Raw genomic sequence first — 13,127 nt, forward strand, 5'->3', positions numbered from 1 at the left:
CATGGGCCATACCCACAAGACGGACTGATGGAAAGAATAGAGATATTCACCGACGGCGCCTGCAGCGGTAATCCGGGCCCTGGCGGCTGGGGCGCCATTCTGCGTGCCGGTTCGCACGAGAAGGAAATCTGGGGGGGCGAGCCTGCCACGACCAATAACCGCATGGAACTCACTGCTGTCATTCGGGCGCTGGAGCTGCTCAAGCGTCCGGTTCATGCCCGGGTCCACACCGACAGCCAGTACGTGCAGAAGGGTATTTCCGAGTGGATTCACGGCTGGAAGGCGCGGGGCTGGAAAACCGCCTCGAAGGCGCCGGTGAAGAACGTGGATCTCTGGCAGGCGCTGGATGCTGCCTGTGGCGACCATCGGCTTGAATGGATCTGGGTCAGGGGTCATGCCGGACATGCGGAGAACGAGCGCGCCGATGAGCTGGCCCGGCGAGGAGTCGAGGCGGTTCGCAAGAGTGGACAAGCGGTCGAAGCCAACTGAACCAAGGAGCATCAGAAAGTGCGTCAAATCGTCCTTGATACCGAAACGACCGGTCTCGACTGGCGTACCGGCGACCGTGTCATCGAGATCGGCTGTGTCGAGTTGCTCAACCGCAATCTCACCGGTCGGCACTATCACGTCTATCTCAACCCGGATCGCGATATCGATGCCGAGGCGGTTGCGGTGCATGGCATCACCGCCGAGTTTCTCGCTGACAAGCCGCGCTTTTCGGATGTCGTCGCGGATTTCGAGGACTTCGTGCGCGATGCCGAGTTGGTGATCCACAACGCGAGCTTCGACGTCGGCTTTCTGGACCACGAACTCGGATTGCTCGGACGTGGCAAGCTGGGCGGGCTGTGCAGTGGCGTGATCGACACGCTGCGAATGGCCAAGGAGCAGAACCCCGGCAAGAAGGCTTCACTCGATGCGCTGTGCGACCGTTACCAGATCGAGAACGGTCATCGAACCCTCCACGGCGCACTGCTCGATGCCGAGATTCTCGCCGAGGTCTATCTGGCGATGACCCGTGGTCAGGAGAGCCTGATCATGGCACTGGACGAACCCCTGCCGGGTTCGGATTCCGGTGCCGGGGGCTGGCACGACCGCCCGGCGATCAAGATCCTTCGGGCGAACGAGGACGAGCTGTCGGAGCACGATGCAGTACTGGCCGAAATCGACAAGGCGAGCAAGGGCGCTTGCCTGTGGATCACGCGCTGAACTGATTCGGATCAGTCTCGGCGCAGGCGCGCCGCAACCACCTCTGCGATTGCCAGCGATGCAGTCAAGCCGGGCGACTCGATTCCCAGCAGATTGACCAATCCCGGCGTGCCGTGGAGGGTTTCGTCCTCGATGACGAAGTCCGCGGCCGGCTCCCCGGGGCCGACGATCTTCGCCCGGATACCCGCGTAGTCCGGCGACAGTGCGTCGGTGGGCAGATCGGGCCAGTAGCGGCGGATCTCGGTTTCGAAATCCTTCATGCGCGCGGGATTGACCACGTAGTCGAGTGGCACGCCGACCGGCTGCGGCGACGCATCGCTGGCAGGATCGTCAAGCCATTCGACATCGGGCCCGAAGCGCCCGCGTCCTTGCAGGTCCAGCGTCAGATGAACTCCCAGCCCGCCGGGCTCGGGCACCGGGTAGATCAGGTGAGAGAATGGCGAGCGTCCGTTGAGCGAGAAGTAATTGCCCTTTGCAAAGTGGGGCGAAGGGAGCACTACCGACTGTAGCCTCGGCAAGTGAGCGGCCAGCAGGGTCGAGAACAGGCCGGCTGCGTTGATCACAGTCGTGGCGGCCAGCCGCATCGGCGTGTCGCCACCGCAATGCAGCACGATGCGTGCGCCGGCATGGTCCGCGCCCGTGACCGGTGTCTGCAGCACCAGCATGGCGCCCGCGTTTTCAGCGTCGCCGAGCAGGTTGAGCATGAGACCGTGGCTGTCGACGATGCCGGTAGAGGGTGAGTGCAGCGCCGCGACACAGGCAAGCGCCGGCTCCATGCTGCGCGCCTCAGCCGCCTCGATGAGACGGACGTCATCGACCCCATTGGCGAGTGCCTGGGCGTGAATGTCCTCGAGCGCGGCACGCTGGGCTTCGCCGGTCGCGACCACCAGCTTGCCGCATTGGCGATGTGCGATGCCACGCTCGCGGCAGTACTCGTAGAGCAGGTGGCGGCCGCGAACGCAAAGCTGTGCCTTCAGTGACCCGGCCGGATAGTAAAGCCCCGCGTGAATGACTTCACTGTTACGACTTGATGCGCCGGTGCCGAACGCACCCGCCGCCTCGAGGATCAGGACCTGATGGCCGGCGAGCGCCATTGCCCGGGCACAGGCGAGTCCGACGACACCTGCGCCAATGACCACGCAGTCGACCGTTTCGGTCTCCTCGTCGCGAATGTGGGTGACCTGGCTCATGATGTTCCGAGCGCCAACTGGCCGCCCGGGAAGCGGCCGGATTCTTCGAGTCGGCTTACAGTGGGCAGCAGGTCGAGACCGGTGTCCGCCTTCAGCTGCGTTGCGCGTTCGCGAAGCTCTGTGAGCGAGACGCCAACCGCGTCGTCGCCTGCAGCAAAGGCGATGACGTTGCCGCTGTCGCAGGAGGGAAACGCCAGAGCGTGTCCGTCGAAGGCGTCGGCGATGCGTCTCAGGCTCGCCTGGAAACCGCGGGAGCGCCCGAACAGATTCACCGCCAGCAGACCGCGGGGAGTCAGCAGACTGCGCGCGGCACGATAGAAAGGAAGGGTGTCGAGCCCCCCGGCGCGTGCGTTGCGGTCGAAACCGTCGACGAGGATGCAGTCGTAATGTCGCGCGCAGGACAGCACATGTTCGACGCCGTCGCCGATGCGCACCTGCAATCTTTCGTCGTCGGGCGGGAGTGCGAAGTATTGCCTGGCTACTGCGTGCACTTGCGGCTCGATCTCGACCACTTCGATGCGGGTGTCCGGACAGTAGCGATGGAGAAACTTCACCACCGAACCGGCACCGAGGCCGATCACCAACGCGTTGCGCGGCCACGGCGCTTCTCGAAGCAATAGTCCGGCCATCATCTCGCGGGTGTAGGCGAGTTCGAGTGCGAAGGGCGTGCGAATGCGCATCGCCCCCTGCACCCACTCCGAGCCGAAGTGCAGGTAGCGCACGCCAGACGATTCACTGATGTCGATCGGGGTCGCCATGGGTACGTCAGTCCGCGCCGTCGCCGGCAAGGCGTTTGAGTTGGTAGAGCCGCTCGAGCGCTTCGCGTGGAGACAAGGCATCAGGGTCGATGTCGCCCAACGCAGTCAGCACCGGGTGGGACAGGACGACCGGCTCGCTATCGGGCAGGGCCGCGAAGAGATCGCCCTGGGGGCCGGCACCGATCTCGCGGTTCTCGAGCGCGCGCAAACGGCGGCGCGCGTCGCGGATGACCGCACCGGGTACGCCGGCCAAAGCGGCGACTTCGATACCGTAGCTCTGACTCGCCGGACCTTCCTCGATTGCGTGCAGAAACACGATGCGATGGCCATGCTCGACTGCGTCGAGATGCACGTTGGCGCATTCGGGGTAGTCGCTGTTCAGACGGGTGAGCTCGAAGTAGTGGGTTGCGAACAGTGTGAGGCAGCGGTTCTTCTCGAGCAATTGGCGTGCGATCGCCATCGCCAGTGCGAGACCGTCGAAGGTCGAGGTGCCTCGCCCGATCTCGTCCATGAGCACGAGACTGCGCTCGGTGGCGCCATGCAGGATCGCGGCCGCCTCTGTCATCTCGACCATGAAGGTGGAGCGGCCCGAAGCGAGGTCGTCCGAAGCACCGATGCGGGTGTAGATGGCGTCCAGCGGGCCGATGCAGGCGCTGTCAGCCGGCACGAAAGCGCCGATGTGGGCGAGCAGGGCGATTAGCGCCACTTGGCGCATATAGGTCGATTTGCCGCCCATGTTCGGACCGGTGATCATCAGCATGCGTCGGGTATGACTCAGGCGGCACTCGTTGGCGATGAAGTGCTCGACCTGACGTTCGACGACCGGATGGCGTCCACCGACGATCTCGATGCCGGCGCGGTCAACGAACACCGGCCGGACGTAGCCGTAGCGCGCCGCCGCCTCGCCAAAGGCACCGAGGCCGTCCAGTGTGGCGAGTGCGCGTGCAATGCGTTGCAGGGCAGGAATGTGTTGGGCGAGTTCGTCGAGCAGCGCTTCGTAGAGCAGCTTTTCGCGTGCAAGTGCGCGCTCCTGTGCCGACAAGGCCTTGTCTTCGAAGCTCTTCAGTTCCGGTGTGATGTAACGCTCGGCGTTCTTGAGCGTCTGCCGACGGCGATAATCGTCCGGCACCTTGTCGGCCTGGGTGCGACCGACTTCGATGTAGAAACCATGAACCCGGTTGTATTCGACCTTGAGCGTGCTGATGCCGGTGCGCTCGCGCTCGCGCGCCTCGAGCTCGAGCAGAAACGCGCCACAGTTGTCCTGGATGCCGCGCAGTTCATCGAGTTCGGCATCGTAGTCCGGTGCGATGACGCCACCATCGCGAATCGCGACCGACGGTTCCAGCGCGATCGCGTGCTGCAATAATTCGAGCAGTCCGCTCGGTACGGTCGCGTCCGCAAGCAGGCGGCGCAGCATTGCCGAGGAGGACTCGGTCGCCAGACCAGCCAACCCAGGCAGGCGTGCCAGGCTGTCACGCAGGGCCGAAAGGTCACGGGGCCGGGCGCTGCGAAGCGCGATCCGCGCGGAGATGCGGTCGATATCGGCCACCCCGCGCAACACCGACCGGAGACTGGCGAGCGCCTGTGCGTCGCCTTCGCCGAGCAATTCGGCCACAACCTGCTGTCGCTCCGCCGCCAGCGTGGTGTCGCGCAATGGGTGGTGCAGCGCATGACGAAGCCAGCGCGAACCCATGCTGGTGACGCAGGTGTCGAGCAGCGAAAGCAGGGTGGGCGAGGCTTCGCCGCGCAGGGTCTCGGTCAGTTCCAGGTTGCGCCGGGTTGCGGCGTCGAGGCGCAGGTAGGCGCCCTCGTTCTCCACCCTCAGCGAGGTGATGTGCGACAAGGCCTGCTGCTGGGTACCGTGCGCATAGTCGAACAGCGCACCGGCGGCGGCAATCGCGACCGGCAGGTCGTCGGCACCGAAGCCGGCGAGATCCTGGGTGCCGAAATGCGCGGTGAGCAGGCGTTGTCCGGTCTCGCTGTCGAACTTCCAGTCCGCGAGTTTGCGCAGCACTGGGGAGAGCTGGTCGAGCAGGGGCAGCGACAGGCCGTCAGGGGCGAGCACCTCGGCCGGACGCAGACGCTCGAACTGGGTCTGCAACTGCTCGGCGGGGCATTCCATGGCGGCGAGATCGCCGTTGGCGAGATTGAGCCAGGCGAGGCCAAGCTTGCCGCGGTGGAGGCTGACCGCCAGCAGTAGCGCGTCGCGCCGGTCGTCGAGCAGCGCGGCATCGGTCAGCGTCCCCGGCGTGACGATGCGCGACACCGCGCGCTCCATCGGCCCCTTGGTGGCACCGGGTTCTCCGACCTGTTCGGCGATGACCACGGATTCGCCGAGCTTGACCAGGCGCGCGAGGTATTGCTCGACCGCATGAAAAGGTACCCCGGCCATCTTGATCGGCGTGCCGGCGGACTGGCCGCGCGTAGTGAGCGTGATGTCCAGCAGCCGCGCAGCCTTCTCGGCATCCTCGAAGAAGAGCTCGTAGAAGTCGCCCATGCGGTAGAACAGCAAGGTATCCGGGTGCTGAGCCTTCAGCACGAGGTACTGCTGCATCATGGGGGTGTGCTTGCTTAAATCGCCCGAAGAGGTCATTGTGTGAATTGAAGATATGAAGTCAAGCGGTGCTTTAAAAACAACAAGTTAGTTGCATTTCTCTTCATGCGCGAATCATTGCTTCCATCAAGACAATCTGCTCTGATCGACCGCCAAAGGGTAGGTTTCAGGGCAACATTTGGTCGTCACAACTTCCAGCTGATCGCTCCATGTCACTTACTGCAAAAGGCGGCGACGCACTCCGCTACCAGTCGCCAACGGTGCAAGCCGCGATTCGGGAGCGAGAGACATCTCGCGCCAAAGCGTCGGGAGAGAGCGTAAATCAGAACCTCCGGGCCAACATTCTCACCGACGACGGCGAACATCGCGAGTTGAGGCTGACGTCAATCCGGACGGTTCAAAGGCCTGGGGCCATCGGTGCAACGATCTAGCCGGGGGAGTCAAGAAGCAGTTCAAACCCGGCAGCTACCCAAGGGTGACAGTCTCGGAGGTCCGGCAACGGCCCCGTGAAATACGAAAGCTGCGGGACGTCGGGGCAGGCCCCGCGAGCACTTTGCCCAGTCCAGAGTCTTGCTTGTCGAAGCCGCGCAAGCCAAACGAAGGAAGGATTATACGGTCGCTGGCCTCCGACCTGCTCCCCATTCTCTGTGCCAGCAGCCGGAATCTAGACGCAGAGCTTTTGGTACATTGGATCGCTCTCGGTGACCGTCTCCACCCGCAGCGCTTGCCCAGGAGTCTCCCTATCGAACAGTACGCGCGTCTTGCGACTGCAGTTGATCACATACGACTCAGTATCCAGGCGCTCAATGGGATCTTTGTGAAAGGTGTACAAGTAGTACTCAACCAATAATTCACCGTTCTGCTGCACTGCGCTCCTGTGTCCGTCGAACACTGTGAACGCGTTGGTGGATGGCCAGATATAGCCCCAAGGGCGGAAGAAACTCTTGTTTTGTTGTGTCGAGATGAGGCTGGCTTCGAACGGTATTTGCCCGGACTTGAATTCAAACCAGCTGTAATCGTAATAGGCAAGATAGCCGAACATGCCCGCGGCGGCCGACATCGATATCAACCATCTCGGCAGGCGATTACGCGATACCTTGCGCAGGAAGAACATAGTCCCCCCGGCGCAGATACCCATGATGAAAACACCGATCAGATTCCAGATCACGATCAATCTCCCGTAACCAAAAACGCTAGGCAAGCCGGTTTCATTGGAATCTTGTCTGCCCAACAACTGGAAAAAAGCGGGCTTTCCGAGGAAAGCCCGCTTGATCAAGTTACAACCAAACGATTAGCGTGTCGCGCCCGCGGTCGCGACCGGCGCCGGGGTCGGGTAACGTACTCGACGCACCATATCCTGGACTGCCTGCGACGGCGTTTCCGTCGCCAATGACACCAGGGCGGCCACTGTGAAGTTGACCACCGCGCCGATGACACCAACCGACAACGGCGAGATACCGAGGACCCAGAATTCCGGCGTGTTCGGGAAGTTGTTGGTACCCGGGATGAAGAACCAGCCGAGGTACATGAAGATGTAGCCCACGGTGGTAACCGCGCCCGCCAACATGCCGGCAATCGCACCCTTGCTGTTAATGCGTTTGACGAAGATCCCCAGGGTTATCGTCGGGAACAAGGTCGCGGCGGCCATACCGAAGGCCAACGCCACCGTTTGTGCGGCAAATCCCGGTGGATTCAATCCTAACCAAGTGGCAATGACGATCGCGCCTACCATCGATAGTCGTGCAAACAGCATTTCCCGTTCATCAGAGAGATTTGGCATCAGCGTATTCTTCAGCAAGTCATGACTGACCGCTGAGGAAATGGCCAACAACAGGCCCGACGCCGTGGAAAGCGCTGCCGCGACACCGCCGGCGGCCATCAGACCGATCACCCACATCGGCATATTGGCGATCTCTGGCAAAGCCAGCACCAGAATGTCGTTATTCACGGTCAGCTCGTTGCCCGCCCAGCCACGCTCTGCGGCCGTGCCGGCGGCGAAGTCCGCGTTGGCATCGTTGTAGAACTGGATACGGCCGTCACCGTTCTTGTCATCCCAGCGCAGGAGACCGGTCTTTTCCCAGTTCTCGAACCAATCGGGGCGCTCGTCATAGGCCAGCGCCGGCTGAGTGGTACCGTGCGGATAGACCGTCTCGAGCAGGTTCAGACGCGACATGCCGGCAAGCGCGGGCACCGTGGTGTAGAACAGCGCGATGAATACCAGCGCCCAGCCAGCGGACCTGCGGGCATCGCGGATGTCCGGGACAGTAAAGAAGCGGATGATGATGTGCGGCAGGCCTGCGGTACCGACCATCAGGGTCAGGGTGAACAAGAACATGTTCCACTTGTTCGAGACATCCGCCGTGTAGTCACGGAAGCCCAGGTCGCGCACCACTTCGTCGAGCTTCTGCAGCAGCGGCAGACCCGATTCGGCGTGAGTGCCGAACAGGCCGGACTGGGGCAGGAAGTGGCCGGTCATCATCAGCGACAGATAGATGGCGGGGGTGGTGAACGCCAGGATCAGCACGACATACTGCGCTACCTGGGTATAGGTCACGCCCTTCATGCCGCCGAGCACGGCGTAAGCGAAGACCACGCAGGCGGAAATGATCAGGCCGACGTCGCTGCTCACTTCAAGGAAGCGGGCAAAGGCTACTCCGGCACCGGTCATCTGCCCGATCACGTACGTCAGGGAAATGACGATAAGGCAAACAACGGCCACCACACGTGCCGATCGACTGACGTAACGCTTACCGACGAAGTCGGGCACCGTGTAGGTACCGAATCGACGCAGGTACGGTGCGAGCAAGGTGGCGAGCAACACGTACCCACCCGTCCAACCCATGATGAAGGAAGAGTTGACGTAACCGACGGAGATCAGACCGGCAACGGAAATGAACGACGCCGCCGACAGCCAGTCCGCCGCGGTAGCCATGCCGTTGACGGTGGGATGCACGTTGCCGCCGGCGATGTAGAACTCGCGGGTGGAGCGTGCGCGTGCCCAAATGGCAATGCCCGTATAGAGAGTGAATGAGCCGATGACAAAGATTAAGTTGATGGCAAACTGACTCATCGATCATTCCTCCATTCCAAACTTCTGGTCGAGTGCGTTCATTTGCATGGCATAAAAGAACACAAGCGCAACAAAAGTGAGGATGGAGCCTTGCTGGGCAAACCAGAACCCAATATCAGCCCCCCCGACACTGATGCCCATCAAGAGTGGGCGCAGCAACATACCAAACCCATAGGACACAAGTGCCCATACCGAAAGACAGAACACGATAAGGCGCACGTTGTGCCTCCAATACGCCTCATCGCGCTCGTTTATTTCTGTTGCCATGTGAAGACTCTCCTCAGTTTTCTAGTTATCACCACAACGATTGGTTACTGTTTCAGTACCGCGATGGATTTACCTCCTCCTTTTGATGGATTTACCTCACCCTGATGGACCTGCCTCCTCTGCTGTCTATAGGGCGCCTCGAATGGGTGACAATTTCGCTGGGCGGGATCTCGCTCAGTGCCAGCCAGACGCTCTGCTGGAACGCGGTGCCGCGCACGTCGAGCGGAAGATCAAGTCCGTTGCCAAGGGACTCGACAAAATCCACCACGCGGGTGACAAGCTGCTTGAAAGCGACGTCGCCGTCGCGCAGATCGGCGCGGGGAAATCGGTTCTCCAGATCACGGACCAGCGCATCGGCGTCTTCGCCCAAGGAAATGGCGCAGATGCCGCGCTCACTGGTCGCGACCAGTATTGCCCCGAGCGAGCGTTGGTCGACGGCGAAGCGGATCACGGCGTCGGCGGAACCACCGTTGCGGTAGCGGCTCGGTGTCATGCCGAGAACCTGGTTTGAGCCGGCGTAGAAGCGTCCGCTGGAAGCGTAGCCGGCCGTGTAGATCGCGTCGGTGACGGCGGCCCCGCGCTCCAGCGCGGATCTGACACGCTGCGAGCGGTGCGCCGCCGCATAGGCCCTGGGGGTCAGACCCGTGACGGATTTGAAGACGCGGTGCAGGTGGTAGACGCTCAGTCCTGCGTGGTCCGCCAGTTCCTGCAGGCTCGGAACGTGATCGGCCTGTTCGATGAAGCGGCACAGCCCAGTCACCAAGGCGGAATTGCGCACCGCTGGCGGCGGCTGATCGGCCAGACAGCGCTGGCAGGGGCGAAACCCGGCCCGTTCGGCGTCGGCGGGGGTAGGGTGGAAGCGTACGTGTTCCGGTCGCGGGGTGCGCGCCCCGCAGGAAGGGTGGCAATAGACACCCGTGGTCGTGACCGCATAGACGAATCGTCCGTCAGCCGCAGCGTTGCGCGCGAGTACGGCGGCCCATCGCGGGTCGGCCTCGATGGCGGTTTTCATCGTCCCCTCCTTGTGACTGCGTGTAAATCTGCCGGCAATGTAGTCGCAGCCCGGCCGGTGCGCACTCCGGATCTTGCTTTTGAATTCGCAGCCGTCCCCTCGGCCGGGCAATGTGCTGACAGTGACAGTGGCTCAACGCATTGCGCACGAAGCCCCGCCGCTCGCCTATGTCTTATTGCATATCTTCGTGCTACCAGTAGCACGGATGATCATCGTCGCCTATGCCACCTGGCTGCTCTTCCCGCGCCTTTTAGATAACCGTTCACCCATCGACGCTTCCCCGTCGGTTTTTCTGCTGAAACACTTTCGTCCATCTTCAGCGAGATGGGCGACCTTGAGCCGGGTCGCACGGGGGGTGCATATCGAGGTGGTTGATCTTCTATCGGCCGAGACCGCGCAGATGCTGAAAGCCGGCGAGGTGGACCTCGCACTCGGTTTCATGCCGCAACTCGAAGCCAGGTTCTGCCAGCAGTCCTTGTTCCGCCAACAATATGTCTGCCTGGTGAGCCTGCACCACCCGAGGATTCAGGGAAGCCTCGATCTCGTTCAGTTCGAGACAGAGGACCACGCAGTGGTGGTGACTTCCGGGACCGGTCACATGTATGTCGACAAGGAACTGGCCCGGCAGAACATCACACGCAAGATTGCAGTGCGCTTGGGCGAGATGCTTTCCGGGCGGGGGGTGTCACTTATCCCGTGCCGTTTCCGTTACCTGACTATGCCGTGAAACAGCATTGGCACGAGCGCTACCATGACGATCTCGGCAACCGATGGCTGCGCGGCGTCATACGCGATCTTCTGGGGCGTGGGGCGCCCTGACGTCACAACTGACGTCAGGCGCCGTTGTCCAGCGAATTCACATCGCGCTACTAGCGCGAGCGGTCAGGCGGTCAGGTTGGAAGGGCGATGCGCCTGGATGATGGGAAGCAGTTGCCCGAAGATCTTCGGGGCGCCGGCAACGACGTTGCCAGACTCGAGATACGACGACTCGCCGGCAAGATCGCTGATCAGACCACCGGCCTCCTGAATCAGGAGCGCCCCGGCCGCCATGTCCCAGGGCTGCAGGCCGAACTCCCAGAAGCCGTCAAGGCGACCGCAGGCGACATAGGCGAGGTCGAGCGCGGCAGCGCCGGGGCGGCGGATGCCGGCAGTCTTCTGTGTCAGTTCGCGGAACGCGCCAAGGTAGGCGTCGACATGATCGAATTCGCGAAACGGAAAGCCGGTACCGATGAGCGCTTCCGAGAGGCGAATGCGGCGCGACACGCGGATGCGGCGGTCGTTGAGAAATGCTCCGGCGCCCTTGCTCGCGGTGAAGAGTTCATTGCGGGTGGGGTCGAACACCACCGCCTGATCGAGCGCGCCGTTCTTGAGCAGCGCAATCGAGATGGCGTATTGCGGAAAGCCGTGGAGGAAGTTGGTGGTGCCGTCGAGCGGATCGATGATCCACTGGAACTCGGCAGTCTCCGAGGGCGCGGAGAGGCCGGACTCCTCTGCTAGAATCGCGTGCTCCGGATAGGCGTCGCGCAGGACTTCGACGATCGCGGCTTCTGCGGCCCGATCAACCTCGCTGACATAGTCATTTGGCGCCTTGGCCTGGACCGGAATCAGCTCGAGCTGACCGGATGCGCGGTTGATGATGGAAGCGGCGCGGCGCGCGGCTTTGACGGCGATGTTGAGGCTGGGGTGCATGCTCGGTTCCGGATTCGGCCGGCGCTTGGCACCGGCTCGGGACGTAAAACACGCAATTTTAACCTTAATCGGGGCGCTGGCGATGGTTGGTGCGCGATGCCGTAGCTGGCATCGTGTGCGCCGGGTCACACCTCACATGCCAACGGATGCATTACGGACATGCAAGCAGGCGAAAGACTCGAAAGAATCAGGGTGGTGCTGGTGCGTACGAGCCACCCGGGCAACATTGGCGCGGCGGCGCGTGCAATGAAGACCATGGGTTTGTCGCGGCTCTACCTCGTGTCGCCGCTTGCGTTTCCCGATCCGGTCGCGGAGGCACGGGCCTCGGGGGCCACCGATGTGCTGGACAATGCCGTGGTGGTGGACACCCTCGAGCAGGCGCTCGAGGGTACGGTGTATTCTGCGGCGCTGACCGCGCGCCGCCGCGAGTGGGCGGCCCCTGCGGCCTATGTTCGCGATGCGGTACCCGAACTCGTTGCTCGGGTGCAGGAGGGCGAGGTTGCGCTGGTGTTTGGTGCCGAAACCAGCGGCCTGACCAATGACGAGGTGTTGCGCTGTACCGTGCCGGTAACGATTCCGGCCAATCCGGGGTATTCGTCGCTGAATCTTGGGGCTGCTGTGCAATTGTTGTGCTACGAGTGCCGCATCGCAGCGGTCGATGCGCCGCCTATGGAGGAAGCGCCGAGAGTCTTGGCGACCTTCGATGAGGTGGAGGGGTTTCACCGTCACCTCGATGATGCGATGGTGCGCAGTGGCTTCTTCAAGCCGGACAACCCGGGAAGGCTGCACGCTCGACTGCGCAGGCTGTTTGGCCGGATTCGTCTCGAGCGTGAGGAGGTCAATATTCTTCGCGGCATCCTTAGTGCACTCGAACGCAAATCCTGATTAAAATAGTCGGATATAGACAACGAATCATTACCCGGAGCTTGTTGCCAACATGTTCAGCCGCCTGCGTGAAGATCTTGCCAGTGTCCGTGAGCGCGACCCCGCCGCACGTTCGACCTGGGAAGTGCTCACCTGTTATCCGGGCGTGCATGCTCTGATGGTCCATCGGCTCGCACATGGCGCGTGGGTTCGCGGGTTTCATTGGCTCGGACGTTTCATAAGCCATGTGGGCCGCTTTCTGACTGGCATCGAGATTCACCCCGGCGCGACGATTGGCCGGCGGGTGTTCATCGATCACGGCATGGGGGTGGTCATCGGCGAGACGGCGGAGATCGGCGAGGACTGCACGATCTACCAGGGCGTCACACTTGGCGGCACCTCGCTGTACCGAGGGGCGAAACGTCATCCGACCCTGGGCAGAGGAGTGGTGGTTGGTGCCGGCGCGAAGGTGCTCGGTGGCTTTACGGTCGGGGAGGGTGCCCGGGTGGGCTCGAAC

Annotated in this window: 13 protein-coding genes; 5 read left to right on the forward strand and 8 right to left on the reverse strand. The window is 62.4% G+C overall.

Annotation, left to right across the window (positions count from 1 at the left end; translation table 11 throughout):
* Positions 1 to 27 precede the first annotated feature (27 nt).
* Together rnhA and dnaQ are read left to right on the forward strand one after the other, a co-directional pair.
* Entirely contained in the window at positions 28 to 489 is a 462-nt protein-coding gene (gene rnhA / locus GPA21_RS15495) for a ribonuclease HI (protein WP_168989034.1), read from the forward strand.
* An 18-nt stretch (positions 490 to 507) separates the two neighbouring features.
* Positions 508 to 1,206, forward strand: a complete 699-nt coding sequence (gene dnaQ / locus GPA21_RS15500; RefSeq protein WP_168989035.1) for a DNA polymerase III subunit epsilon — start codon at positions 508 to 510, stop codon at positions 1,204 to 1,206.
* A gap of 11 nt (positions 1,207 to 1,217) precedes the next feature.
* Here dnaQ and GPA21_RS15505 read toward each other — a convergent pair whose 3' ends face one another.
* The 7 genes from GPA21_RS15505 to GPA21_RS15535 form a co-directional block, all read right to left on the reverse strand.
* Positions 1,218 to 2,396: an NAD(P)/FAD-dependent oxidoreductase gene (locus GPA21_RS15505; protein ID WP_168989036.1), complete on the reverse strand. Its 1,179-nt coding sequence runs from the start codon at positions 2,394 to 2,396 to the stop codon at positions 1,218 to 1,220.
* Positions 2,393 to 3,154, reverse strand: coding sequence for a spermine/spermidine synthase domain-containing protein (locus tag GPA21_RS15510; protein WP_168989037.1), 762 nt, complete (start codon positions 3,152 to 3,154; stop codon positions 2,393 to 2,395). The genes GPA21_RS15505 and GPA21_RS15510 overlap by 4 nt, the downstream gene beginning before the upstream one ends.
* 7 nt (positions 3,155 to 3,161) lie before the next feature.
* Complete coding sequence (gene mutS, locus GPA21_RS15515; RefSeq protein WP_422614159.1) at positions 3,162 to 5,708, reverse strand: DNA mismatch repair protein MutS; 2,547 nt, start codon at positions 5,706 to 5,708, stop codon at positions 3,162 to 3,164.
* Positions 5,709 to 6,372: 664 nt separating this feature from the next.
* Positions 6,373 to 6,876, reverse strand: coding sequence for a hypothetical protein (locus GPA21_RS15520; protein ID WP_168989039.1), 504 nt, complete (start codon positions 6,874 to 6,876; stop codon positions 6,373 to 6,375).
* A gap of 123 nt (positions 6,877 to 6,999) precedes the next feature.
* Positions 7,000 to 8,778, reverse strand: coding sequence for a sodium:solute symporter family protein (locus GPA21_RS15525; protein ID WP_168989040.1), 1,779 nt, complete (start codon positions 8,776 to 8,778; stop codon positions 7,000 to 7,002).
* Positions 8,779 to 8,781: 3 nt separating this feature from the next.
* A complete protein-coding gene (locus GPA21_RS15530; protein WP_168989041.1) occupies positions 8,782 to 9,045 on the reverse strand; it encodes a DUF4212 domain-containing protein in 264 nt (87 codons plus the stop codon).
* Positions 9,046 to 9,136: 91 nt separating this feature from the next.
* On the reverse strand, positions 9,137 to 10,057 hold the full coding sequence (locus GPA21_RS15535) for a bifunctional transcriptional activator/DNA repair enzyme AdaA (protein WP_168989042.1): 921 nt from the start codon (positions 10,055 to 10,057) through the stop codon (positions 9,137 to 9,139).
* A gap of 127 nt (positions 10,058 to 10,184) precedes the next feature.
* On the opposite strand from GPA21_RS15535, the gene GPA21_RS15540 reads away from it, so the two are divergent.
* Positions 10,185 to 10,784, forward strand: a complete 600-nt coding sequence (locus GPA21_RS15540) for a LysR substrate-binding domain-containing protein (RefSeq protein WP_339379781.1) — start codon at positions 10,185 to 10,187, stop codon at positions 10,782 to 10,784.
* Between the two features lie 155 nt (positions 10,785 to 10,939).
* On the opposite strand, the gene GPA21_RS15545 is transcribed toward GPA21_RS15540, so the two are convergent.
* A complete protein-coding gene (locus GPA21_RS15545) occupies positions 10,940 to 11,746 on the reverse strand; it encodes an inositol monophosphatase family protein (protein WP_168989043.1) in 807 nt (268 codons plus the stop codon).
* A gap of 159 nt (positions 11,747 to 11,905) precedes the next feature.
* Between GPA21_RS15545 and GPA21_RS15550 the strand changes: the two genes are divergently transcribed.
* The gene (locus GPA21_RS15550; RefSeq protein WP_168989044.1) at positions 11,906 to 12,631 is read left to right on the forward strand and encodes an RNA methyltransferase; all 726 of its coding nucleotides are present in this window, start codon (positions 11,906 to 11,908) and stop codon (positions 12,629 to 12,631) included.
* A 52-nt stretch (positions 12,632 to 12,683) separates the two neighbouring features.
* A partial coding sequence (gene cysE / locus GPA21_RS15555; protein ID WP_168989045.1) for a serine O-acetyltransferase occupies positions 12,684 to 13,127 on the forward strand: 444 nt, incomplete at its 3' end.

It is taken from the genome of Azoarcus taiwanensis, from assembly GCF_012910885.1.
GTDB classification, from domain to species: domain Bacteria; phylum Pseudomonadota; class Gammaproteobacteria; order Burkholderiales; family Rhodocyclaceae; genus Azoarcus_F; species Azoarcus_F taiwanensis.

What these genes read in the sequence shown, in the direction of transcription:
- rnhA (WP_168989034.1), top strand. Translation starts at nt 28, where the DNA reads ATGGAAAGAATAGAGATATTCACCGACGGCGCCTGCAGCGGTAATCCG.
- GPA21_RS15505 (WP_168989036.1), bottom strand. Translation starts at nt 2,396, where the DNA reads ATGAGCCAGGTCACCCACATTCGCGACGAGGAGACCGAAACGGTCGAC.
- GPA21_RS15510 (WP_168989037.1), bottom strand. Translation starts at nt 3,154, where the DNA reads ATGGCGACCCCGATCGACATCAGTGAATCGTCTGGCGTGCGCTACCTG.
- mutS (WP_422614159.1), bottom strand. Translation starts at nt 5,708, where the DNA reads ATGCAGCAGTACCTCGTGCTGAAGGCTCAGCACCCGGATACCTTGCTG.
- GPA21_RS15525 (WP_168989040.1), bottom strand. Translation starts at nt 8,778, where the DNA reads ATGAGTCAGTTTGCCATCAACTTAATCTTTGTCATCGGCTCATTCACT.
- GPA21_RS15530 (WP_168989041.1), bottom strand. Translation starts at nt 9,045, where the DNA reads ATGGCAACAGAAATAAACGAGCGCGATGAGGCGTATTGGAGGCACAAC.
- GPA21_RS15535 (WP_168989042.1), bottom strand. Translation starts at nt 10,057, where the DNA reads ATGAAAACCGCCATCGAGGCCGACCCGCGATGGGCCGCCGTACTCGCG.
- GPA21_RS15545 (WP_168989043.1), bottom strand. Translation starts at nt 11,746, where the DNA reads ATGCACCCCAGCCTCAACATCGCCGTCAAAGCCGCGCGCCGCGCCGCT.
- GPA21_RS15550 (WP_168989044.1), top strand. Translation starts at nt 11,906, where the DNA reads ATGCAAGCAGGCGAAAGACTCGAAAGAATCAGGGTGGTGCTGGTGCGT.